The 23,866-nt window shown below is 71.6% G+C and carries 21 protein-coding genes; 18 read left to right on the top strand and 3 right to left on the bottom strand.

What is annotated here, in order from left to right:
• Positions 1-23: 23 nt before the first annotated feature.
• Together KY469_09150 and KY469_09155 are read right to left on the bottom strand one after the other, a co-directional pair.
• Positions 24-215 carry a hypothetical protein gene (locus tag KY469_09150; GenBank protein MBW3663251.1) on the bottom strand — a complete coding sequence of 64 codons (192 nt, stop codon included), beginning with the start codon at positions 213-215 and terminating at the stop codon, positions 24-26.
• Entirely contained in the window at positions 212-2,554 is a 2,343-nt protein-coding gene (locus tag KY469_09155) for a penicillin acylase family protein (protein MBW3663252.1), read from the bottom strand. The genes KY469_09150 and KY469_09155 overlap by 4 nt, the downstream gene beginning before the upstream one ends.
• Before the next feature lie 209 nt (positions 2,555-2,763).
• Between KY469_09155 and tyrS the strand changes: the two genes are divergently transcribed.
• From tyrS to KY469_09170, 3 genes are all read left to right on the top strand, one after another.
• Positions 2,764-4,062 carry a tyrosine--tRNA ligase gene (gene tyrS, locus KY469_09160; protein ID MBW3663253.1) on the top strand — a complete coding sequence of 433 codons (1,299 nt, stop codon included), beginning with the start codon at positions 2,764-2,766 and terminating at the stop codon, positions 4,060-4,062.
• Positions 4,059-5,000 (top strand): alpha/beta hydrolase, encoded by a 942-nt coding sequence (locus tag KY469_09165; GenBank protein ID MBW3663254.1) that lies wholly within the window; start codon positions 4,059-4,061, stop codon positions 4,998-5,000. Before tyrS ends, KY469_09165 begins: the two co-directional genes overlap by 4 nt.
• A gap of 110 nt (positions 5,001-5,110) precedes the next feature.
• Entirely contained in the window at positions 5,111-6,013 is a 903-nt protein-coding gene (locus KY469_09170; GenBank protein ID MBW3663255.1) for an endonuclease domain-containing protein, read from the top strand.
• Positions 6,014-6,188: 175 nt separating this feature from the next.
• Here the strand turns inward: KY469_09170 and KY469_09175 are convergent, their stop codons facing one another.
• Entirely contained in the window at positions 6,189-6,611 is a 423-nt protein-coding gene (locus KY469_09175; GenBank protein MBW3663256.1) for a hypothetical protein, read from the bottom strand.
• An 83-nt stretch (positions 6,612-6,694) separates the two neighbouring features.
• Here KY469_09175 and KY469_09180 point away from each other — a divergent pair, with 83 nt between their 5' ends.
• The 15 genes from KY469_09180 (at position 6,695) to KY469_09250 (ending at position 23,751) form a co-directional block, all read left to right on the top strand.
• The gene (locus KY469_09180; GenBank protein ID MBW3663257.1) at positions 6,695-7,789 is read left to right on the top strand and encodes a M20/M25/M40 family metallo-hydrolase; all 1,095 of its coding nucleotides are present in this window, start codon (positions 6,695-6,697) and stop codon (positions 7,787-7,789) included.
• A 137-nt stretch (positions 7,790-7,926) separates the two neighbouring features.
• Positions 7,927-8,874: a TIGR03557 family F420-dependent LLM class oxidoreductase gene (locus tag KY469_09185; protein MBW3663258.1), complete on the top strand. Its 948-nt coding sequence runs from the start codon at positions 7,927-7,929 to the stop codon at positions 8,872-8,874.
• A gap of 91 nt (positions 8,875-8,965) precedes the next feature.
• Entirely contained in the window at positions 8,966-9,805 is an 840-nt protein-coding gene (locus KY469_09190) for a hypothetical protein (GenBank protein MBW3663259.1), read from the top strand.
• Between the two features lie 297 nt (positions 9,806-10,102).
• Positions 10,103-10,414: a 30S ribosomal protein S6 gene (gene rpsF, locus KY469_09195; protein ID MBW3663260.1), complete on the top strand. Its 312-nt coding sequence runs from the start codon at positions 10,103-10,105 to the stop codon at positions 10,412-10,414.
• An 86-nt stretch (positions 10,415-10,500) separates the two neighbouring features.
• Positions 10,501-10,962, top strand: a complete 462-nt coding sequence (gene ssb / locus KY469_09200; protein MBW3663261.1) for a single-stranded DNA-binding protein — start codon at positions 10,501-10,503, stop codon at positions 10,960-10,962.
• A 21-nt stretch (positions 10,963-10,983) separates the two neighbouring features.
• On the top strand, positions 10,984-11,217 hold the full coding sequence (rpsR, locus tag KY469_09205; protein ID MBW3663262.1) for a 30S ribosomal protein S18: 234 nt from the start codon (positions 10,984-10,986) through the stop codon (positions 11,215-11,217).
• 13 nt (positions 11,218-11,230) lie between these two features.
• Positions 11,231-11,926 (top strand): 50S ribosomal protein L9, encoded by a 696-nt coding sequence (gene rplI / locus KY469_09210; protein ID MBW3663263.1) that lies wholly within the window; start codon positions 11,231-11,233, stop codon positions 11,924-11,926.
• Positions 11,927-11,943: 17 nt separating this feature from the next.
• Positions 11,944-15,174, top strand: coding sequence for a replicative DNA helicase (gene dnaB, locus KY469_09215; protein MBW3663264.1), 3,231 nt, complete (start codon positions 11,944-11,946; stop codon positions 15,172-15,174).
• Positions 15,175-15,178: 4 nt separating this feature from the next.
• Positions 15,179-15,421 (top strand): hypothetical protein, encoded by a 243-nt coding sequence (locus KY469_09220; protein ID MBW3663265.1) that lies wholly within the window; start codon positions 15,179-15,181, stop codon positions 15,419-15,421.
• Positions 15,422-15,456: 35 nt separating this feature from the next.
• Positions 15,457-16,881, top strand: a complete 1,425-nt coding sequence (locus tag KY469_09225) for a hypothetical protein (protein ID MBW3663266.1) — start codon at positions 15,457-15,459, stop codon at positions 16,879-16,881.
• 102 nt (positions 16,882-16,983) lie between these two features.
• Positions 16,984-17,433 (top strand): hypothetical protein, encoded by a 450-nt coding sequence (locus KY469_09230; GenBank protein ID MBW3663267.1) that lies wholly within the window; start codon positions 16,984-16,986, stop codon positions 17,431-17,433.
• Between the two features lie 30 nt (positions 17,434-17,463).
• Positions 17,464-18,861, top strand: coding sequence for a wax ester/triacylglycerol synthase family O-acyltransferase (locus KY469_09235; GenBank protein MBW3663268.1), 1,398 nt, complete (start codon positions 17,464-17,466; stop codon positions 18,859-18,861).
• 4 nt (positions 18,862-18,865) lie between these two features.
• Positions 18,866-21,253 carry a hypothetical protein gene (locus KY469_09240; GenBank protein MBW3663269.1) on the top strand — a complete coding sequence of 796 codons (2,388 nt, stop codon included), beginning with the start codon at positions 18,866-18,868 and terminating at the stop codon, positions 21,251-21,253.
• A gap of 34 nt (positions 21,254-21,287) precedes the next feature.
• A complete protein-coding gene (locus tag KY469_09245; GenBank protein ID MBW3663270.1) occupies positions 21,288-22,463 on the top strand; it encodes an aminotransferase class I/II-fold pyridoxal phosphate-dependent enzyme in 1,176 nt (391 codons plus the stop codon).
• A gap of 37 nt (positions 22,464-22,500) precedes the next feature.
• The gene (locus tag KY469_09250) at positions 22,501-23,751 is read left to right on the top strand and encodes an ArgE/DapE family deacylase (GenBank protein MBW3663271.1); all 1,251 of its coding nucleotides are present in this window, start codon (positions 22,501-22,503) and stop codon (positions 23,749-23,751) included.
• The last annotated feature ends 115 nt before the right edge of the window (positions 23,752-23,866 follow it).

A 23,866-nucleotide genomic window follows, 5' to 3' on the forward strand; every position in this document is an offset into this window, starting at 1 on the left:
TCACGTCCGGCCCGTGACCGCGGTCAGCGACGACGCAACCGCGGCACGTTGGGGTGCCAGTACGGCTCGTAGGTCCAGCTGACCGAGGTGTCCGGGCAGTGCAGGTTGACGCTCGCCGACTCGCGGCTCGCCGTGAGCTGCTCGAGGTGGTCCTCGGCGTACTCGCGCGCGGCCTCGCCGGTGAGCACGTTCATGATCTCGCAGCGGCACTTCACGCGTCTGCCTCCGGGAGCAACCGTAGGGTGGCGGTCGTGGCCCGCGCCACCGCTTCCTCGGACCAGGGGATGGCGATGGCCCGCCCACTCAACCACTCCTCGAGCTGGTCGTCGTAGTGTGGCGACAGGGGGTTGCCGGACTGGCCGCCCGCGAGCACCCAGCGGCTCTCTTCCCAGTCGCCGACGTCGACGACCATCCGGAGGGACGGGATGGCCAACGTCGGACCGGTCGGATCCAGCGGCGAGCTGCCGTTCTGTGGGATCGTGTGCGCATCCCCGCCGACCGTGTACGGCCCCCGGTCGAAGATAGGCCGCAGCGGACCTGCCTCCTCACTGACGAGGTGGCGAAGGTGCAGCGGCCGGACGTGTCCCCAACGCCAGTCGTCGGGGTGCTCGGTCCGCAGCCGGTGGACGACGTGGCGCAGCGCGTCGGCGATGAGGTCGGACCACGGTGCGTCGAACCAACCGTCGGGCTGGGTCCGCAGCAGACGGCTCAGGTGCGACACGCGACGCAGAGCGAGGATGGAGTGGTCGGTGATGGCCGTGAACGGTTCCCCCAACATCGCGTCGGCGCTCCGGGGCGCCTTGACCCGCACGATGCGGACGGCCAGCTCCGCCACCAGCAACTCGAACACCGTCGCCGCGGACGAGTCGGCCGTCACCCTACCGTCCCACCGCTCGAGCAGTCCCAGCACGTAGGCGACGTCGGGATCGTCCCTGGGCGCCGCGAGGACCGACTCTCGGATCTCGCGCCAGGGCAGCGACCGCACATCGGTCTGCGCGGCCAGAGTCGATGCGACGTCCCAGTCGTCGCGTGCCTGCAGCAACTCCCCGATGGCGGCGACGCGGTAGCCGTCGAGGAAGTCGGCACCGAGGAAGGCGGTGTGCGCCGCCCCGACCGGTTCGTTGTTGGCGGTCGCGACCCAACCATCGTCGGGATCGCGCACGTGCGGAAGCTGCTCGGGGTCGAGCAGGTCGTCCTCCCACCCGACGTTCGCCTCCCACGCCGGCAGGGGCACGGTGTGGTAGCCCCTACGCCGCACGGGCAGGTCGCCGACCAGTTGCCACCCGATGGTCCCGGACGTGTCGGCCCACGCCAGGTTGAGCTGGAACGCGGGCCACGACCGCACCGCAGCACGGAAGTCGTCGAACGTGCGGGCCCGCGGCAGCGCGAGCACACCCGGAGCGGCCCGGGGCGCGCGCCACGTCGCGGCCATCGACAGGGCGACGTCGATGCCTTCGAGAGCGGGGCTGACGATCGGGCCGCGGGGGGTCTCCAGCACGGACTCGATCACCGGCTCGCCACCTCGCACCTCGATCACCTCCTCCCGGACGGTGCACGGCGTCCAGCCGTCGGGCCCGCGGACGGAGCGGCCGTCGGGACCGACCTCCTCGATGAACAGGTCGGTGTTGTCGGTGTGCGCGGCGGTCGCCCCCCACGCCCCGTGGCCGTTGTGCGCCGCACCGAACCCCACCGTCCCGACGAGCGACGCACCCGCGACGGTCCACTCCGATGACCGCAGGTGCAGCAGGTACCACAGGTTCGGCAGCAGCGGGGGCAGGTGGGGGTCGTTGGCCAGCAGCGGCCGGCCGCTCGAGGTCCTCGACCCGGCGACCGCCCAGTTGTTGGACGCTGCCCCGGCGAGCGCCCCGACCACGTGCTCGACGTCGTGGCTGAGGTGGTCGATGACCTCGCCCAGAGCCGTACCCGGTGGCGAGGTCACCGGCAGCTGGGGATCGCGCCCCGGGTCGACCACCGCGAGGGCGTCGGGTCCGTCGGCGAGCAGGACCCGGAGCCGCGCCAGCTCCGACTCCCAGTTCCCGGCGAGAAGGAAGCTGAGGAACTTGATGGTGGCCAGGACGTCCACGGGTCGGTGGGGGGTCGGGGCGCGGCGCAGCAGCGTGAACTCGTGCGCCGGCTTGGGCACGCCCCGCGTCGCCCCGGCGGTCACGCCGGCGGCGTAGGCGGTCACGACCGTGCGCTCCTCGTCGCCGAGGTGGTCGAGCTGTTCGCGGGCGACGTGGTGGAAGCCGATGCGCCGTGCGAGCCGATCCCAGCCGATCCCGCCGGCGCCGACCAGCTCGCTGAGCTCACCGGCAGCCAGGCGCTTGTACAGCTCGAGCTGGAAGGAGCGGTCCTGTCCCATCGCGAAGCCCGCCCCGAACCACACATCCTCAGCGGACGCCGCGGTCACGTGCGGCACGCCCCAGCCGTCGCGGCGGATCGTCACCGGGGCGCGCGCCCCGTTCACCGTGAGCACCCCGTCCGTGATCGGCAGCCGCGCCCCGAGCGTGGCCCGGAACGCCGTCCGCAGCAGGCGCTGCGTGGGGCGGGCCAACGATGAGCCTCCGGGTCCGGCGAATGCGAGCCGAGGGCACGCTACTAGCGTGTCCTCCGTCTCCCCAGAAACCACCGGATGCGGTGGTTGTCGGGTGGCTGGGCCCGGTCGGGGCGGGGTCGGGCGCGGCTTCGGGCGGGGGAACGCGTAGGAACCCCCGGATACGGTGGTTTCCGTGAGGTGCCGCGGTGGCCGGTAGCGTCCGCGGCGTGAACGCTGAGGACGCCCCGAACCCCCTCGCCCTCCTGCACGAGCGGGGCTACGTCCAGGACGTCACCGACGAGGCCGGGCTGCGCGAGGCTCTCGCGACCCGACGGGTCACCTTCTACGTCGGCTTCGACCCCTCGGCCCCGAGCCTGCACGCCGGCAACCTCGTCGGGATCATGGCCATGGCGTGGCTGCAGCGCCTCGGACACCGACCGATCGCGATCTCGGGCGGGGCGACGGGGCGCATCGGCGATCCCAGCGGGAAGGACGAGGAGCGCGAGCTGCTCGACGACGCCACGATCGAAGCCAACCTCTCGCGCCACAAGGCCCAGCTCGGGCGCTTCCTCGACCTCTCGCAGCCCGACCGCGGGCTGCTCCTCGACAACCACGACTGGCTCGGGGAGTTCAGCTTCCTCGGCTTCCTCCGTGACGTCGGCAAGCACTTCTCGGTCAACGCGATGATCGCGCGCGAGTCGGTCAAGCGTCGGCTCGAGGAGCGCGAGCAGGGCATCAGCTACACCGAGTTCAGCTACCAGCTGCTGCAGGCGTACGACTTCGCCCACCTCTACGAGGCCGAGGGATGCATCCTCCAGGGTGGCGGCTCCGACCAGTGGGGCAACATCGTCGCTGGCGTCGACCTGATCCGCCGCATGCACGGGGGTGAGGCCTTCGGCCTGACCTGGCCGCTGTTGACCACCGCGTCGGGCCAGAAGTTCGGCAAGTCCGCTGGCAACGCCGTCTGGCTCGACCCCGACATGACCTCGCCCTACGCCTGGTACCAGTACTGGCTCAACACCGAGGACGGCGACGTCGAACGCTTCCTCAAGCTGTTCACGTTCCTCGATCTCGACGAGGTCGGAGCGATCGTCACCGAGCACGCTGAGGCACCGCACCGCCGGCACGGCCAGCGGCGCCTGGCCGAGGAGCTCACCCGCATCGTCCACGGCGCCGACGGTCTCGCCGAGGCGGAGCGCGCGACGGCGGTCCTGTTCGGCGACGAACCGTTCACCGGCCTCGACGACGCCATCCTGGCCGAGGCGTTCGACGCCGCCCCGTCCGCCGAGCTGCCACGCGAACGGCTCGAGTCGGACGACCTCGGCCTGCTCGAGCTCATGACCACGGTCGGTGCCGCGGCGACCAACAGCGAGGCGCGACGCCTCGTTGATCAGGGAGCCGTCCGGGTCAACAACGCACGGATCGACGACAGCGAGCGCACGATCGGCGTCGAGGATCTCGCCTCCGAGACGACCTTGGTGGTGAGGGTCGGCAAGAAGCGCTACTACCTGGCGAGGTTCGTGTGACCGCCGGCGATCACCCCCTGCCCGGTGGCGGCACGGGAGGCGGCGCCCCGCGCGACAGCGCCGCGCGTGACGGCGGCGCGCGTGACGGCGGGGCCCGGACGATCGCCCGCGATGACGTTGTCGTCGAGGGAGCGAGGCTGTCGCACCTCGTATCCGGACCTGACGAGGGCGAGCTCGTGTTGCTCCTCCACGGCATGCCGGCCTCAGCCGAGCTGTGGCGTGATGTCATCCCCCGCTTCGCCGTCGAGGGCTACCGCGTCCTCGCCCCGGACCTCCCCGGGTACGGGGCGACCCGGCTGCCCGAGCGAGGCGACCGCTCGCTCGCGGGCGCGGCCACGCTGCTGGCGACGTGGCTGACGGCGCGAGAGCAGCAGGCTTGGGTCATCGGCCACGACCTCGGCGGGGCGGTGGCCCAGATCCTCGTCACCGCGCACCCGGAGGTGGTCTCGCGGTTGACCCTCTGCGACAGCGTCTTCGCCGACGTCTGGCCGGTGACGCCGATCCGACTGCTCCGCGCGGTCGCCCGCATCCGGGCGTACGAACTGATGGTGAGGCTCAGGCTCGGCCGCAACCCCTACACGTCGTGGCAGCTCCGCCGCGGCTTCGCCGATGCCGACCGGGTCGACGCGGCGACCGTCGAGCGCGTGTTCTGGGACGGCAAGCTCGACGATCCGGCGGGGCGCCGCGAGTTCGCCCGCCACCTCGAACTGCTCGACAACCAGCAGACGGTGACGATCGTGGATGCGCTCCGCGACGTCGACGTGCCGGTCCACCTGATCTGGGGCACCGCGGACGCGTTCCTCCCGTGGTCCCCGGTCGGCGAGCGCCTCCGCGATGCGTTCGGGATCTCCCCGCGTGTCACCCTCGTCGAGGACGCGGGCCACTTCCTCCCCCTCGAGCGCCCCGACGCCTTCGCCGACGCCGCCCTCGCCACCTGAGCGTGTGCATCTGGACCCGCGTTCCGGGTCGCTCTGCACCCACTGGGTTCTCCACAGCTCGCACCCGGCTCGTGCTTCCCCCCTGCGTGGTGACGGGTCACGCTGCGGTCATGGGGTGGACCGAGTTCTTCGAGATCGTCGAACGCCAGGGTGGGCTCGGGGCGCGACGTCAGGCTCTCGAGTGCGACATCAGCGCCAGTGCCTTCGACCGACGGGTCAAGGCACAGTCCTGGGATCGCCCGTACGCCGGCGTGGTACGGGTCCCCGGGGCGCCGTACGGGCCGAGGGAACGCCACCGGGCGGCGCTGCTCGCGATCGGAGGTGACGCTGCTCTCGCCGGTGAGTCCGCGCTCTGGTGGCGGGGCGTGACCGATAAGCCGCCACCCGTCATCACCATCCTGGTGGACTGGCGTCGCCGCGCCCCGAAGCTACCTGGCGTCCGCGTGATACGGAGCCGTGTCATCCGTGAGGACGACCTCGAGGAGGTCGACGGAGCACTGGTGACGACGGTCCGGCGAGCCTTCCTCGACCTGGCGGGGCGCCTTCGGCGGCGACGGCTCCGAGCGTTGCTCATCGATGCGCGGCAGCGACGGAAGGTGGAGTTGGCCGACGTCGCGGAGCGGGCCCTGATGGTGCTGCGTGTCCCGGGGCGCAACCGTCTGCTCCGGCTCGTGGCCGAGCTCGCACCTGACCGCGCGGACTCCATCCTGACCGAACTCGTCTTCCAGGGTCTCGTGGCGGCTGACCTGGTCCCCGACGCGGTCCCGGCGACGGTCCCCGTGTCGGGGCGCGAGCTGCATCCCGACATCACGTTCGCGGCGCGACAGGTCGCGATCGAGTGCGATGGCTACGGGTCGCACTCGGAGCGGTCGCACCTCGAACTCGACAACCGTAAGAACAACGCGTACCTGCTGGCGGGATGGAAGGTCCTGCGCATCGACTGGGGACGGTTCGAGAACGACTGGGACGGCTTCATCGCCGAGGTCCGTGCCGCCCTCGCTGCTGCCGCCTGACCAGTGGGTGCAGATCCGCCCGGTAGCCGGGTCCGGTTGCACACGCTCAACCCTCGACCACGCCAGTGGGTGCAGATCGGCCCGGTAGCCGGGTCTGGTTGCACACGCTCGGCCCTCGGCGCCCCGACGCCTTCGCCGACGCCGCCCTCGCCACCTGACGCCCACCTGACCGCGGTCAGAGTGTGGAGGTGATCCAGCCCTCGATGACGACCGCCGCGGTGAGGACAGCTGCACCGGTCCGCGTCACGTCCCAGCCACCCGTGGCGACGGCGGCGAGCCCGACCGCCGCGAGGACGGCCACGAGCGTGAACACCGACCGTGCCGGCGCCCCGTCCCCGCCCGGTTCCCGGACGATCCTCCACCCGCGCGCTGCCGCGAGCAGCCCGAGCCCACCGGCTGGCAGAGCCAGGCCCAGGAACAGCACCGCGAGTCCCGAACGGGCGCGGTCATCGGCGAGCGCGGTCACGTCGGTGACGTAGAGGACCACGGCGGCCGCGAAGGCCGCGAGCAACGCGAGCCCCACGAGGACCAGCAAGACCCCGGAGACGATGGCCGGTTCGCGCTGCATCCGGCGCCAGGCTCGGGCCATCCCGCTCACCCGCCTCCTCACGACGCGAGGACGCACGCTACCCGTCCTAGTCTGGGCGCTCCCCCCTCAGCGAACCTCACCGAGAGGCGGCCGTGTCACCCGAGCAGCTGCTCGACGACCTGCGACGGCTCGTCGAGGTCGAGTCGCCGTCAGGCGATCTGGATGCGTTGCACGCCTGCGCGGCGGAGGTCGCCGAGCTCATCGTGCGTCGTCTCGGCGGCGATCCCCACATCGACCGTGATGCGCGGGTGGACTGGTGCACCGATCCCCGCGCTGACGCACCCGTGCTCATCCTCGGTCATCTCGACACCGTCTGGCCGCTCGGCACCCTCAACCGGCTCCCCTTCGGCATCACCGACGACCGCGTGACCGGTCCCGGCGTGTTCGACATGAAGGCCGGGTTGGTGGTGGCGGTGTACGCCATCGCCGTCCTCCAGGAGAACGGCACCGCCCCGCCCGTCCGCATCCTGGTCACGTCGGACGAGGAGACCGGCAGCCAGACGTCGCGCGAGCTCATCGAGGAGGCGGCACGCGCGAGCGGCCGCGTCCTCGTGCTGGAACCGTGTGGACCGGAGGGCGCGATCAAGACCGCACGCAAGGGCGTCGCCATCGGCCGGCTGACCGTCCACGGCCGGGCGTCGCACGCGGGGCTCGCTCCGGAGCGGGGCATAAACGCGGCGGTCGCGCTCGGGCGGCTCCTGCCGGCCATCGAGGCCATGGGCGAGGGCGAGACGACCGTGACGCCGAGCCTGCTCCGCGGCGGCACGACGATGAACACGGTGCCCGCGCGAGCCGACGTGCAGTTCGACATCCGCTTCCTCGACCCCTCGGAGCCGGACCGACTCCGGGCCGCGCTCGGGGCGCTCGACGCCGGCCCCGCCGAGCTCACCTGGGAGGTGCACGTCAACCGACCTCCGATGCGCCCCGCCGCCTCCGAGCCGCTGTTGCCTGCCCTCCGCGCCGCGGCGGCGGCGGCCGGGGTCGAGGTGGACACGGTGGCCGTGGGGGGCGCGTCGGACGGCAACCTCGCCGCCGCGGCCGGGGCGTTCGTGCTCGACGGTCTGGGACCCGAAGGCGATGGGGCGCACGCCGAGGACGAGCACGTGACCGTCAGCGGGCTCGCACGACGCGTCGCGCTGCTGGCGGAGCTGCTCCCGCGGGTGGCCGCTGTCCCTCCGCCGGGCTGACCGCGGTCGCTGCCCGTCCGGTGGGTGCCGACGGCCGCACCGGAGACGTGCGTCTTGCACGGTGTGCTAGAGGAGGCCTGTGCGCAGCTGTGGCGCACAACCCTCCTCGGCCGCGTCCGCGAAGAGGAGGATCACCCGTGATCGGCTACGCGCTCATCTGCGAGGAGCATCCCGGAAGCGACCTGATCCGGCACGCCCCGGCGGCGCAGGACCACGGCTTCGACTACCTGTCCATCTCCGACCACTTCCACCCCTGGACGGACACCCAGGGCCACAGCCCGTTCGCGTGGTCGATCCTCGGGGCGCTCGCGGTGACGACCGACCTCCCGCTGCTCACGGCGGTCACCTGCCCCATCAAGCGCTACCACCCGGCGCTCGTCGCCCAGATGGCCGCGACCGTCGCGGAGCTCGCACCCGATCGTCTCACCCTCGGGCTCGGATCGGGGGAGTTGCTCAACGAGCACGTGGTCGGTGGCGCGTGGCCGGATCCGGTCACGCGCCTGGAGATGGTCCAAGAGGCCATCGCGATCGTCCGGGCCCTGTTCGAGGGCGACGAGGTCAGCCACCGTGGCCGGCACTTCACGGTCGATCGCGCCCGGCTCTACACGCTGCCGTCGTCCCCTCCGCCCATCGCACTGGCGGCGGGTGGCGAGTCGGCAGCACGGGTCGCTGCCGACGTGGGTGCAGCCCTCGTCACGACGTCGCCGGACGCGGACCTCATCGGTGCCTACCGGGATGCGGGTGGCGAGGGACCGGTCTACGGGCAGATCACGTGCTGCTGGGCCGACTCGGAGGAGGCGGGGCGCGACACGATGCGGGAGCGCTGGCCGCAGACCGTGGTGGGCTGGGACGTGTCCGCCGAGCTGCCGACACCGTCGGGGTTCGAGGACGCCAGCGCCCACGCCTCGACCGAGGAGGCCGTCGGGAGCTCGCCGGTCGGCCCCGACCCCGAGCCGTACGCCGACAGCGTCAGCACCTACCTCGATGCCGGCTGCGACCACGTCGCCTTCCACCAGGTCGGTCCCGACCAGACCGGGTTCCTGGCCTTCGCGAAGGGTGAGCTGCTCCCGCGCCTGCGCAGCTGAAGCTGCGGGGGGGCCCGGTCGCGTGTCGCGGCCGTGCCCAGGTACCGTCCGGCGTATGTCGTCCGCGCGTACTCTGGGTGCCGTTCTGCTGTTGGCATCGGCGATCGCTGCCCTGTCGGTGGTGCCGTTCGCGCTGTCGGCGGAGGCACCAGCCGCCACGGTCCAGGTCGAGGACAACGCCTACACTCCGGAGGTCGTCGAGGTCGCTACGGGCCAGACGGTGGAGTGGATCTGGACCGGAACCGGCGACCACAGCGTCACCTTCGAGGACGGGGAGGACAGTCACCCCGGCTGCGGGATCACGAACCGCGAGGCGTGCGGGGGCACTGGCGACACCTACGAGCGGGCGTTCTCCAAGTCCGGGGACTTCCGCTACTGGTGCCGCGTCCACGTCAGCACTTACGACATGCGGGGGACCGTCCGGGTGACGGGGGCACAGCCCTCGCCCAGCCCGACCTCGCCCGATCTCCCGACGGAGTCCGAGACCACCGAGACGCCTTCGCCCACGCCCACGCCGAGCCGGACGCCGGCGCCGACGCCATCGACGGAGCCGACCGAGGAGCCGACCACCGAACCGACCGAGGAGCCGACCGAGGACCCCTCGACGGAGCCGCCGTCGGAGCCGCCGTTCGTCCACGAGCCGCCACCCCCACCACCTCCTCCGCCTCCGCCGCGGCAGCTGCCGCTCGGCCCCGAACCGGACCCGAGCCCCACCGATGGGGTGTCGCCCAGCGAGATCGAGTTCGAGCCCTTCCCCGAGCCCGGCGAGGGCAGCGACGACCCGGCGGGTGACGAGGTCGCGGTGGCCTTCCCCGGCGGCGGGGATCCCGACCGCCCCGTGCTCCTGGTGGTCGCCACGCTCGCCGTGGTCGGCTCGGCGACGACGTTCGGGGCGCTGGTGCTGTTCGGGCCGCCCTGGATGGGCGGCTGACCCGCCTCCCCCGGAAATCCACAGGCGCTGAGCGCGCGCCGTATCGCGTGTCGCACCCCCGACCTACGGTTGCGGTTGTGTGGAGCGCGGACGGTCCGGTACCGTCGCGCGGTCCCGCTCCGGGATCACCGGTCCGCCCCGGCGGACCCCCGATCCCGTCCCGGCCGCCCACCGGCCGGCCTTCCCCGAGAGGGATGGTGAGCGGGCCGCACCCCTGCCCCTACCGGCGGTGGCGCGCGCGTCCACGGGCGCCGCGCGGTCGCGACCGAGGGGGGCCCATGGACCAGAGGAGGTGCCATGCGTCGCTACGAGATGATGGTGATCATCCGCGACGAACTGGACGAGGAAGGCGCCCAGGGCGTCGTCCAGCGCATCCGTGACCTCGTGGAGCAACTCGAGGGTCGGATCGTGGACGAGGCTGACTGGGGGAAGCGCAAGTTCGCCTACGAGATCGACCACCAGAACTACGGGTGGTACGTGATCTTCGATGTCGAGCTGTCGGTCGAAGCCAAGGTCGAGATCGAACGCCAGCTGCGCATCAGCGACAACGTCCTGCGCTTCCTGACCGTGCGCCCCGAGGCCCACGTTCACCGCAGCAAGAGCGCCTGAGCCTGCTCCGCACCCCGTGGCCCGCCGGGCCGCGGGAGCAGACGAACCCGGCCGAGCCGGAGAGCAGCGAGCGAGAGGAGCCCGCGGTGGCCTACGAGAACAACTTCGTGACAATGATCGGCAACCTGGTCGACGAGCCCCAACTGCGCTTCACGGGCAGTGGCGTCCCGGTCGTCGGACTGCGCATCGCGTCCAGCCGGCGCTGGACGGGACAGGACGGCCAGCAGCGCGAGGAGACGATCTTCATCGACGTCAACGCGTGGCGCGAGCTCGCCGAGAACACGGCCGAGACGCTGCACAAGGGCGATCGGGCGATCGTGATCGGTCGGCTGAAGACGCGATCGTACGAGAACAAGGACAACCAGACGGTCTGGGTCACCGAGATCGAGGCCGACGAGATCGCGCCGAGCCTGCGCTGGGCCCGCGCGACCGTGGAGAAGACCAACCGTCCCAGCAGCAACGTCGGTGCCGGTGCCAGTGCCGGTGCCAACTACGGCAACGGCGACGGTGGCAGCGTGCCTCCACCGTCCGACGACGTCCCCTTCTGATCACGAAAGCGAGACACATCTATGGCTCGACGGAAGCGCCGTCGGCAGCAGCGGCAGCGTGCTTGCCGCTTCTGCCAGGACAGCATCGAGTACATCGACTACAAGGATCTGGCGACGCTCAAGCACTACCTGAACGAGCGCGCCAAGATCAAGGCGCGGCGCACGACGGGTGCCTGCGCGCAGCATCAGCGGCAGCTCGCGGCGGCGATCAAGAACGCCCGCGAGATGGCGCTGCTGCCCTACATCGCGCGCTGAGCGAGGTGATCGCATGAAGATCGTCCTGAAGGCGGAGGTCGACAACCTCGGGCTGCCCGGGGACGTCGTCGACGTCGCCGACGGCTACGGCCGCAACTACCTCATCCCGCGGGGGCTCGCCATCAAGGCGACCCCCGGCGCGATGAAGGAGGCCGCGGCGCTGACGCGCTCACGCAAGGCGCGCGAGGCCAAGACCCTCGGGTCGGCCGAGGCGGCCAAGAACGCCCTCGAGGCGCGCACGTTGCGCATCCCGGTACGCGTCGACGAGGCCGGGCACCTGTACGGCTCCGTCCGCGCCGAGGACGTCCGCACCGTGCTCAAGGCGCGTGGCCACGACATCGAGCGGCGCCGCATCGACCTCAAGACGCCGATCAAGCAGATCGGGACCTACGAGGTCGAGATCCACGTCCACCCCCAGGTCAGCGCCACCGTGGAGGTCGAGGTCGTGGACCAGGAGGGCGAGGTCACCGTCGAATCGCTCGCCGGCGCCAAGGCGGCCGAGGAGCGCTCGATCGAGGAGGCTGCGCTCGAGGCGGCCGCGCAGCTCGAGGGCGACGAGGCGGCCGAGGGCGAGCCCGGAACCGACGCGACCGAGAGCGAAGCCACCACCGACGAGGCGGCCCGCGACGAGGCGCCGCGGACCGACGCGGCCGCCCCGGCGGCGGCCAGTGACGAGCCCATCGAACAGCCGGAGGACGCCCCGGCGTAACGCGGGAAGGAGCCCCCGTGGGCACGGAACCCCGTGACCCCGCACGACCCGGCGACCTTCCCCCGCCAACCCCTCCACCCACCGGCAACGGCCAGTCCGGACCCGGTGGGCGCTACGACCGCGTGCCCCCGGCGTCGCTGGAGGCCGAGGTCTCGGTGCTCGGTGCCGCGGTGCTGTCGCGCGCCGCGGCGGCCGAGGTCATGGAGCTGGTCCGTGCCAAGGACTTCTACCGCTCGGCCCACCGCACCGTCTTCGAGGGCATCTACGACCTGTTCGCGCGCGGTGAGCCGATCGACGCGATCACGCTGCTCGACTGGCTGACCAAGCGCGGCAAGCTCGAGGAGGTCGGCGGGGCGTCGGCCATCCACGACCTCGTCGCCGCCGTGCCGACCGCGGCGAACGCGGCGCACTACGCCCGCATAGTGCGCGAGAAGGCGATCCTGCGTGCGCTCATCGACGCCGGCACCAAGGTCGTGCAGATGGGCTACGACGCTGGCGACGACGTCAACCTCACGGTCGACCGCGCCGAGGCGCTGATCTACGAAATCGGCCAGACCGGCCACACCTCCGAGTACGCCCAGCTCAAGGATCTGCTCAACGAGTCGTTCGAGCGCATCGAGCAGCTCGCCGAGAACCGCTCCGAGGTCACCGGGCTCGCGACCGGCTTCAACGACCTCGACCGCCTCACCGCCGGCCTGCAGCCGCAGAACCTTGTGATCATCGCCGCGAGACCCTCGATGGGGAAGTGCATCGCAGAAAGTAGCGGGCTTATCACTGATAGCAAGACGGGGGCGCGGAGGTCCGTACGAGAGGTTGTGGAGGGTCTCGACGGGTTCCACGTGGAGGCCCACGGTCCCGATCGTCGCCTCCACCACGTTCCGGTCGCGGCAGGCGTCTACAACGGTGTGCAGGCCGTGTTCGACGTGCGTACCCGGCTAGGTCGCCGTATCCGCGTGACCGCCAACCACCCGTTCCTGACCTACCAGGGCTGGCGCGAACTGGGCGACCTCAACACAGGCGATCTCATCGCGGTGCCTCGTGTCGTCCACGCCCGCGGTCAGGAGGCAGGGCCTGATGCCGAGGCGAAGCTGCTCGGATACCTCCTCGGGGACGGGGCACTCACCGATCGCGTCCCGATCGTGACGACCACCAGCGCTGCCATCGAGGCCGATATCCGCTCGTGCGTCGCCAACTTCGGCGTCCGGGTGAAGGCCGCGTCGCGCGCTGACAACGGTGTCCGCACCCTCGCACTGAGACCGGCGCACGGCCGTGAGTCGCCCCGCAACTTCCTGCGTGAGCGGCTCGAGGAGCTGGGGCTGTGGGGGAAGGGCTCACACGACAAGTTCGTCCCCGATGCGGTGTTCCGCTACCCGACCGAACAGATCGCGACCTTCCTGTCGCGGTTGTACGCCTGTGGCGGATCCGCCTGGGTCGCCAAGGACCACGGGTACTTCGGCATCAGCTACGCGACCGTGTCGGAGCGACTGGCGCACGACCTCCAGCACCTGTTGTTGCGGTTCGGGATCATCGCTCGCATCCGCGAACGGCAGGTCAGGTGCGGCGACGAGCGCCGACGCGCGTTCGAGGTCGAGATCCGCGATGCCGCGAACTGTCGCCGCTTCATCGAGGAGATCGGGATCTTCTCGAAGGCGGAACAGTGCGCCGCGGTCATGGCCGTGATCGAGCAGCGAAGAGGGCTGCGTGAGACCAACGTCGACCTGCTGCCGATCGAGGTGTGGGCGCTGATCCTCGCCGAGAAGGGTGACCGGCCCTGGGCCGATGTCAGCGAGACCACCGGACGCCCGCGCGACCACAACTGGCACGTCGGGAAGCGTCGTCCCTCGCGACGGCTGGTCGGTGAGCTGGCGGAAGCTCTCGACAGCCAGCCGTTGCGCGACCTCGCCGGTTCCGACGTGTACTGGGACGAGATCGTGAGGATCGAGCCCGCTGGTGAGGAGCGGGTCTACGACCTCGAGGTGCCCGGTCTGCACAACTTCGTCGCCAACGACATCATCGTCCACAACTCCTCGCTCTCACTCAACGTCACGCACTACGTGGCCTCTGAGCTGGGCAAGCCCGCGGTCATCTTCAGCCTCGAGATGAGCAAGCAGGAGATCGTGCAGCGCCTGCTCGCTGCTGAAGCGAGCATCGATTCGTCGCGGCTGCGGACGGGGCGGCTGCAGGACCACGATTGGCGCAAGCTCGGCGACGCGCTCGGCAAGCTGTCGACCGCCCCGCTGTTCATCGACGACACGCCGTCGATCACCCTGATGGAGATCCGTTCCAAGGCGCGTCGCCTCAAGCAGCGTCACGGCCTCGAGCTGATCGTCGTCGACTACCTCCAGCTGATGCAGTCTCACCGCCGGGTCGAGAACCGCGTCCAGGAGGTCTCCGAGATCTCCCGCGGTCTCAAGATGCTCGCCAAGGAGCTCGATGTCCCGGTCATGGCGTTGAGCCAGCTCTCGCGTCAGCCCGAGAACCGCACCGACAAGCGTCCCCAACTCGCCGACCTCCGCGAGTCCGGCTGCCTGGTGTCCGAGTCGGTCGTGCTGCTCGCGGACGGGAGCACCGCCGCCATCGGCGACCTCGCGCAGCGGCAGGTGCGTGACATCGACGTCGTCGCCGTCGATGCGGACGGCGAGATGGTGACCGCGACGATGACGCACGCCTTCTCCAGCGGGATCAAGCGGGTCTACCGGCTGACGCTCGCGTCGGGCCGCGCGATCGAGGCGAGCGCGAACCACCCGTTCCTCACCCCGAAGGGCTGGCGCCGTCTCGACCAGCTCGTGATCGGGTCACACCTCGTCGTCACGGAGCCCCAGGGGTCGGTGGACCGGACCCCCTCCGAGTCCGGCGCGCTGCTGGCCCCCCCACGCGTCGGGATGACGTGGGACCTCATCGGGCGGATCGATGCCCTCGGCACGAGGGAGGTCTTCGACGCCACCGTGCCGGGCGTGCACAACTTCGTCGCCAACGGCATCGTCGTGCACAACTCGATCGAGCAGGATGCGGACATCGTGGGGTTCATCTACCGCGACGAGGTCTACGACGAGAACTCCCCCGACCGCGGCGTCGCGGAGCTGATCATCTCCAAGCACCGCAACGGTCCCACCGGCACGGTCCGACTGGCTTTCCTCAACCACCTCACGAAGTTCGCCAACCTCGCACGCCAGCCCGCTGGCTACGCCGGGCCGGGCGGGAACGGCGGAGGTGCGCCGGCGCCGCCTCCGCCGCCGACGCCGGTGTAGCCGGGTGGAGTCCTTGCAGTTCCTCATCGTCGGGGGGCTCGGGGCGATCGGCGCCGCCCTGACGGTTGGGACGCTCGCGGCCCTCGTGAGGTACCGGCGCACGGGGCGGTGGCCCGGCGAGGAGGAACTCGACGACCCGCCGCCGGTGACCACCGGGCACTGGATCGGGCTGTGGCTGCGCGTGATCATCGGGGGGGCCCTGACGGTGTGGGCGGTCGTGTCGCTGGTCGCCGCTGACCTCCTGTGAGACCTGCGGCACCCGCCCCGTGGACGCTCGCTGGCGTGCCCTGGCCGGGGTGGGTCGCGATCGTCGGAGCGACCGTCGCCGCCTACCTCGCGGTCGGCCCCTTCCTCCCCGACGACGCGTTCATCCACCTCCGCTACGCCGAGAACCTCGCGGCGGGACACGGGTGGGTCTACAACGTCGGCGCGGTCTCGGCGGACGGCATGACCTCGCCGCTGTTCGTCGGGCTCGTCGCGCTGGTGGCGCTCGCGGTCCGTTCGGTTGAGACCGCGAGTGACCTCGTGATGGTCGGCTCGATGCTCGTCGCCGGCTGGGCCACCTACCGCATCGTCGGACGGGACCGACCGGTGGTAGCGGGTCTGGCGGCACTGCTGCTGCTCACGTCCCCGTGGTTGGGGTCGACGCGCGGGATGGAGTCGTGGTTGTTCGTCGCGCTCACGTCGGTGGCCGTGCTCGCGGCGCGTGAACGGCACCACGTCGTGGCCGGTTCGGTGGCCGGGGCGCTGGGGCTGGTGCGGGGCGAGGGCGTCCTGCTCGTCCTCGTGCTCGCTGCCCAGTTGTGGCTGCGTGATCGCCGCGCCCCGGTCCGGTTCGCCGCCGCGGCCGTCGTCCCCCTCGCGGCGTGGGCGGCGTACGCGGCGGCGCTGTTCGGCACTCCGCTGCCGGGCACCTTGACCGCCAAGATCGCTCAGGCTCGGTCGGGGTTCTGGGGCGAGGGTCTGATGTACCTACGCGGTTTCGTGGACATCGCCAACAAGTTCCGGTTCGGCCTCTGGGCGCTCGCCATCCTGGCGCTCCTCGGCGTCGCTGCGGCGGTTGGCGCCACGACCCTGGTTCACCGCCACGGGCGCGATCTGGCGGCACCGGTACGCCGCCTCCTCGTCACGCCCGGCGTGATCACGATCGCGGCACTGGCGGCGGGAGTCGTCGTCGCGTACGGGCTGGTGTTCCAGGTGCCCGCCTACCACTGGTACTACGCCACACCGGTGCACGCCGCCGTTCTCGTCGCCGCGCTCGGCGTCGCGGACCTGATCCGGCGAGGCGGGGCCGCCCTGGTCCTCACCGGGGTGGTCGTCGGGGCGCTGGCGGTGACCGGCATCCGGGCCACCCCTGACGACAAGCCGGTCCCGGGTTACGTCGCGGCCGCCGCGTGGTTCCGCGAGCAGGTCCCGGCAGGCGCGTCGATCGCAGCGACCGAGATCGGCGGGCTCGGCTACCACGTCCCCAACCCCATCGTCGACTACCTCGGGTTGCTGTCAGACCGGGCCGCCGAACACCTCGGCCGGGGCGATCTGGCCTGGTGGCTAGAGGCGTTCGAGCCCGATTACTGGCTCGTGCACGACCCGGCGTGGCCGTTCGAAGCGCCCGCGATGCAGACCGACCACTTCCAGCGCAACTACCTCCAGTTCGGCGAGGTCGACGCCTTCGTCGTGTACCGCCGGCGTGGGGCGCCGGTGCGCTGAGCGCGGTGCTCCCAGCCGGGTCCCTCACGTCGGTCCACGCCGCTAGTCGCCGCCGGCGAGCCCAACCCGGTCATCGACCTCGTCGTCGACCCACGGGACCGGGTGTGGTGGAGCGACCCGGGGGCGCACCCGGCCTACAAGGTCCCGAGCCGGGACGTCGTGCTCGTCACCGACGAGGTCTACGGCGACGCGCTCGACCCCGTCACCGGCCAGGACCACGGCTGCCCATGGGGCTGGGTGCGGATGATCGACATCTCCGACCCGGCAGACCCGCAGCGGGTCGGCAAGTTCAAGCCCGAGCCGCTGCCGGTGGTCGTCACCGAGGACCCGGCGCTGAGCCTGGGCATCGACAAGGTCGTCATGTGGAGCTTCCCCGTCATCGAGGACGGGCTGATCTACGCCCTCGACCTCCGCAACGGCCTCTACATCCTGCGCTACACGGGACCCGGCTCGGACGACATCGATGCCATCGAGTTCCTCGAGGGCAACTCCAACCTCGGCGACGCGCTGCGCTACGAGCCGGTCCCCGATCCCGAGGAGGAGTCGAGCTGACCGGCACGGAGTAGGGTGGCGGGCGGAGGGATGCCCGTGGCCTTCGTGCCCGTCACCGACGCCGTCTTCCTGCTCGCCGAGGCGCGCGAACGCCCCATGCACGTCGGCGGGCTGCAGCTGTTCAAGCCCCCACCCGATGCCGGGCCCGACCACGTCGGCGAGGTCCACCGCGCCGCGATCCAGCACGGCGAGGTGCACCGCAAGCTGCGCCGGCGCCCCGTCCGGGTCGGCGGTTTGGGGTGGTGGGCGTGGGAGGACGACCCCAAACTCGACCTCGAGTACCACGTGCGGCACTCCGCCCTACCCAACCCCGGACGGGTGCGCGAGCTGCTCGCGCTGACCTCGCGGCTGCACGGCACCCTGCTCGACCGCCACCGACCGCTGTGGGAGGCCCACCTCATCGAGGGCCTCGCCGACGGTCGCTACGCGATGTACACCAAGATCCACCACGCGCTCGTCGACGGCGTCTCCGCCATGCGCCTGCTGGAACGGTCGCTGTCCACCGACGCCGACGAGCGCGACATGCCACCGCCGTTCGCGCCGCCTCGCAACCACCCGCCCCGTGACGCCGGAGGACCGCCGCGCGCGGGGCCGCTGGCGTCGCTGCTCGGAGCCGCGTCCGCGGTCACCGAGGGGGTACGGGGCGTAGCCGGTGCCACCGAGGCAGCCGTGCGTTCGATCGTCGAGGGGTTCCGCGACGAGGCGGCCGCCCTGCCCTACCGCGCCCCGCGGTCCCCGCTGAACGTGCCCATCACCGGGGCGCGACGCTTCGCGGCGGACGGATGGTCGCTCGAGCGCATCCGGGGGGTCGCCAAGGCCCTCGACGCGACCATCAACGATGTCGTCATGGGCATGTCGGCCGGGGCGCTGCGCCGTTACCTCATCGAACTCGACGGCCTGCCCGACGGACCGCTCGTGGCCATGGTCCCGGTCTCGCTGCACGGCGACGACGACACCGAGGACGCCGGCAACCTTGTCGGGCTCGTCCTGTGCAACCTCGCGACCCACCTCGACGACCCGGAGGAGCGCTTCACCCTGGTCCGGCGATCGATGCGGGCCGGCAAGCTGCGGCTGGAGGGTCTCAATCCGACGGCCGTGCTGCTCCTGAGCAGCGCGAGCTTCGCCGGGCTCGGACTCGGACCGCTCTACCGCTTCCCGCCGCTACGCAGGCCGCCCTTCAACCTCATCATCTCCAACGTCCCGGGCCCGCGCGAGCGGCTGTACTGGAACGGCGCCGAACTCGACGGCATGTACCCCGTCTCGATCCCGATCGACGGGCAGGCGCTCAACATCACCGTCTCGAGCTACGTCGACCAGATGGGCTTCGGCCTGACCGGCTGCCGCCGCTCCGTCCCCCACCTGCAGCACCTGCTCGAGCACCTCGAGACCGCCCTCACCGAGCTCGAGCACGTCGCCGGCACGGCTTAGCTTCGTGTTCAAGTTCGTCGGGGCGCTCGCGGTGGCGGCGGCAGTCGGAGCGCTGACGGCGGCGCCGACGGCGGCACAGGATCCGCCGGCGGCACAGGACCCGCCGGTCCCGACCTGGAACGACTGCTTCCAGCAGGTCGCACGCCCCGGTCCCTCCGGCGAGATCTTCGGCCCCACGCGCATCAACGCCCAGTCCGCCAACCAGCGGATGGCGGTGGGGGTCGCGCGCGACGGGACGATGACCGTGTTGCGCTGGCCGCGGCCGTCGTTCTACGACCAGATCAAGCACCGCACCTCCAGCCGCTACGAACCGAGGTTCGGGGCGCTGCCCAACGAGGGCGCGTTCCTCGGAGTCGTGACGACGAGCTCGGCGGGCACCCAGACCGACTGGCTCGCCGACCTCGAGTCGCCGCAACAGGTCCACGCCGACGACCTCAACGACGTCATCACGACCACTTACCGCGACGACGGGCGAGGCCTCACCGTCACCGTCGAGGACGTCGTCGCCCACGACGTCGACGCGTTCCTCCGCCGCGTCACCGTCGACCGTGACGCGGACTCGCCGATCACGGCGGCCAGCCTCGTCGCCTTCGAGAACCTCAACCTCGTCGTGACGAAGATCCCTTACATCCCCGCGCTCGACTGGTGCGGTGAGGAGCTCAACACCGACACCGCCGTCTATGACGCCGATCTCGACGCGATCGTGCACACCAAGGAAGGAGTCGACACGTCGGTCGGCGAGGCGCGCACCGTCGCGGTCGGCATGGCACTGATCGGGGCGTCGGATCAGCACCAGGTCGGCGGCGACGCCTACGAGGGCAACGCCTCCCCCGACGCACGCCTGCCCGGCCCGACCCAGGACGCCTACGACGACGCCGCGGACGGGGTCCTCCAAGGCAACGACACCTACGACGGGCAGACGACCGGAGCGCTGATGGCGCCGCTCGACCTCACCGACGGCAGCAGCACCGAGACCGTTGTGTTCGCTGGCGGCGCCGACGCGGCCGAGGTCGCCGCGGTGATCGAGGCGGTCCGGACCCGCGATCTCGATGACGTCGCCGCCGCCAAGCGCGCCTGGTTCGACGTGCTCCTCGCCGACGCCCCGTGGCCCGACACCGATGATGCCGACGTTCTCGCGCTCGCTCGCCGGGCACTGGTGACGCTGGTGTCGACCTACGACCCGCGGTCCGGGGCAGTGGTCGCCTCGATCGCGACCCAGAGCCCCTACGGCGAGGACTGGATCCGCGACGGGGCGTTCTTCAACCACGTCCTCGACCTCATTGGCCACCACGACTGGGTCGACCAGCGCAACCGCTGGTACGCCAACCTGCAGAGCAAGGGCGAAGGGTTCGGCGAGGACAACCCGTTCGTCGAGTCGACCCAGCAGGGCATCGTCCCGCCCGGCAACTGGGCGATGAACTACTACGCCGACGGCGTGGTCGGCGGCCCCATCCCGTGGGAGATCGACGAGACCGGCTACGGGCTGTGGGCCTTCTGGGACCACCACGACGCGACCGGTGACGTCGACGAGCTGCGCGCGGTCTACCCCGCGATCCAGCGCGCCGCCGACTTCCTCACCGCCTGCGTCGACCCGACGAACGGCCTGCACTGCATCGCCATCGAGGACGACAACCCCGAGCCGCGCCAGACCATCCATGGCGCCGGCCCGGTGTTCCTCGGGCTCGACTCCGCGGTCAGGGCTGCCGAGGCGCTGGGAGAGGACGCCGACCGCGACCGCTGGGCCGCGCGCCGCGACGAGCTCCGTGCGGGCATCGAGACACACCTCTACGGCGACGGCTCGTACGCCAACGGCAACGGCGAGATCGTGTGGCCGGTGTGCTTCCACCCTCTCGACCACCCACGCTTCGCCGACAGCCACTACGAGGCGATGTGGTCCGCCATCGCGCCGACCTTCGCCGAACCCGAGGCGGGCGGGCACAGGCTGCGTGGGCTGTACGAGGCCAAGCGGCTCATCCCGCTCGCCAAGGCCAAACGCGACGACCCCGTGTGGCGCGAGCGCGTCACCACCGGACTGCGCTGGATCGCCACCGAGCACGCCCAGCCGGGCACCCACGTGATGGGCGAGGAGTGGCTGTACGAGGACGGCGACATCGTGTCCACCGTCAGCCAGCCGCACGTGTGGGAGCAGGTGCTGTTCTACCTCGGGGCGCTCGAAGCGTTCCCACCCGAGGGCGTCGAACCCGAGCCCGGCTGCGGCGGTGTCGTCGCCGCGCTGCGCGACCGCCCCGCTGGTGGCGTCGGAGACGACGGAGCCACCGACGGCACCCGCGCCAGCGCACCGGCACCGTTGCCTGCGACCGGCGGGAACGCGAGCGTGTTGGCCGCGCTCCTCGTCGTCGCCGTGGGGTTCGGGGCGCGGCGCCGAGGCTGACCTTCTCCTCCCCCCAACGCGTAGCCTGGCCGGGATGAGCGATCACTCCGGACCGTCCACCCGTTCCGTGCACCTCACCGAGGAGGTGGACGCGGCGACGCGGTCGATCGTCCCGCCCATCGCCGCGAACTCCGCCTTCGCGTACCCCGACGTGGACACCTGGCGCGACGTCGCGCTCGGCCGTGAGCCCGGGCACATCTACGCCCGCAACTCCAACCCGACCACCGACCGGCTCGAGGCCAAGGTCGCGGCCCTCGAGGGCGCCCCGGCGGGCACGAGCTTCACCACCGGCATGGCCGCCATCTCGTCGACGCTGCTGGCGCTGCTGTCGCCCGGCGACCGAGCGGTCAGCGTCAAGGACGCCTACGGTGGCAGCTACCTGCTGTTCACCGACATCCTCCCGCGCTTCGGCATCGACTGTGTCGTCTGCGACACGGAGGACGACGCGGTCGAGGCCGCCGTCGCCGAGCGCTGTGACCTGCTGTACCTCGAGTCGCCGACGAACCCCACGGTGAAGGTGCTCGACCTCGCGCGCCTCTCGAACGCCGCGCGCCAGGTCGGTGCGACGGTCGTGGTCGACAACACGTTCGCGACGCCGATCAACCAGAACCCACTCGCGCTCGGTGCCGATCTCGTGGTGCACAGCGCGACGAAGTTCCTCGGTGGTCACGGCGACGTGCTCGGTGGGGTCGTGGTAGGCAGCGACGAACTGGTCGAGCGCGTCTACCGCTTCCGCGAGATCGTCGGCACCGGCCTCGACGCCCACGCCGCCGCGCTGCTGCTGCGCAGCCTCAAGACCCTCGGCCTGCGCATCGAGCGCCAGAACGCGAGCGCCCTGGCCATCGCGACCTGGCTGGAGTCCCACGAGGCGGTCAGCGCCGTCCACTACCCGGGTCTCGCCAGCCACCCACGCCACGACGTCGCTGCCTCCCAGATGCGCGGGTTCGGTGGGGTCCTCGCCTTCGAGCTCGGAACCGGGTTCGAGGGCGTACGCGCGGTGCTGCCGCGCCTGCGCTACGCGTACCTCGCCGCCAACCTCGGCCAGGTGGAGACCATCGCCGGCCCTCCCGCGACCACCAGTCACGTCGAGCTGACCGACCAGGAGCGGGTGGAAGCGGGCATCCCCGAGGGGCTGATCCGCTACTCGGTCGGCATCGAGGACGTCGACGACCTCATCGCCGACCTCGAGGCCGCACTGGGCGGGGCGTGAGGTGACGGCGGGGCGCGGGGCGCCAGGCGACCCACGACTGACTGAGGTCGAGCGTGCCGTCGTGGATGCCGTCGATGCCGACGCGCTCGTCGGGGTCGCGACCGATCTCATCGCGCTGGCGACCCTCTCCGGCGAGGAGGTGCCCGGCCAACGGGTCGTCGCCGAGCGGCTCGCCGACCTCGGCCTCGACGTCGAGACCTGGGACATCGACCTCGCCGCGCTGTCGCAGCACCCGGCCTACTCGGCCGAGATCGACCGCGACACTTCACTCGGCGTCGTGGGCCGGCTCGGGTCGCCAGGTGGCCCCACCCTGCTGGTCGACGGCCACATCGACGTCGTCCCGACCGGCGAGCTCGCGCTGTGGAGCAGCCCGCCGTTCGAGGGGCAGGTGCGCGACGAGAGGCTGTACGGACGCGGGGCGTGCGACATGAAGGGCGGCCTCGCAGCAGCCATCCACGCGGCGGACGCCATCCGTCGCGCCGGCATCGACCTCGCCGGCACGCTCGCCATCGCTTCCGTCGTCGGCGAGGAGGACGGGGGCTGCGGCACGCTGGCTCTGCTCGAGCACGGCGTCACCGCCGACGCCTGCCTCATCCCCGAACCGACGCAGCTCACCATCGCTCCCGCGTCGGCCGGGGCGCTGTCGTGGCGCATCCGCATCCGCGGCCGGTCGGCGCACGGGGCGCTGCGCGAGGAGGGCGTCAGCGCCATCGAGAAGCTGATCCCGGTGCACGAGGCTGTGCTCGCGCTCGAGGAGCGCCGCAACCGCAGGACCGCAACGGGGCTGTTCGGTTGGCTCGACCGGCCTTTCGCCATCTGCGGCGGCCGTGTCGCGGGTGGCGACTGGCCCTCGTCGGAAGCGGACTGGCTCACCTGGGAGGGGCGCTACGGCGTCGCCCCTGGCGAGGACCTCGACGCCGCCCGCGCCGAGTTCGAGGCCGCGGTCGCGGCCGTCGGCGAGGGCGACGCGTGGCTGTCTCAGCACCCACCCAGGGTCGAGTGGTGGGGCGGCACGTTCCTCCCGGGAGAGACGCCGCGCGACGACGCGATCGTCGCGACGGTCACCGGGGCGGTCGGGGCGCTGGGGTCCGAGCCAGTCGTGCGCGGCATGCCCTACGGCTGCGACCTCGGCCTCACCGTGGGCGTCGGCGGGATCCCGACCGTCGTCTACGGGCCTGGCGATGTCCGTGACGCCCACCGCCCCGACGAGTCGGTGGCCGTCGAAGAACTGGTCGCGGCAGCCCGGACCATCGCGCTCACGGCGCTGCGCTTCTGCGGGACCGGTTGACGGCTCCGCGGGGCGAGCCGCGCGCCGCGGTGTTCGGACCTCGTTAGCGGCCGGACCGGTCACCCCGATCCGTGCGATGCCTCTCGCGATGCCGGTGACCATGGTCTCGGCCGTG

The sequence above is a fragment of the Actinomycetota bacterium genome (assembly GCA_019347575.1).
Lineage (GTDB): Bacteria > Actinomycetota > Nitriliruptoria > Nitriliruptorales > Nitriliruptoraceae > JAHWKY01.

Excerpts from the sequence above, each read along its gene's own strand:
- KY469_09170 (MBW3663255.1), top strand. The coding sequence starts at position 5,111 with ATGGGGTGGACCGAGTTCTTCGAGATCGTCGAACGCCAGGGTGGGCTC.
- rpsF (MBW3663260.1), top strand. The coding sequence starts at position 10,103 with ATGCGTCGCTACGAGATGATGGTGATCATCCGCGACGAACTGGACGAG.
- rpsR (MBW3663262.1), top strand. The coding sequence starts at position 10,984 with ATGGCTCGACGGAAGCGCCGTCGGCAGCAGCGGCAGCGTGCTTGCCGC.
- rplI (MBW3663263.1), top strand. The coding sequence starts at position 11,231 with ATGAAGATCGTCCTGAAGGCGGAGGTCGACAACCTCGGGCTGCCCGGG.
- KY469_09235 (MBW3663268.1), top strand. The coding sequence starts at position 17,464 with ATGCCCGTGGCCTTCGTGCCCGTCACCGACGCCGTCTTCCTGCTCGCC.
- KY469_09245 (MBW3663270.1), top strand. The coding sequence starts at position 21,288 with ATGAGCGATCACTCCGGACCGTCCACCCGTTCCGTGCACCTCACCGAG.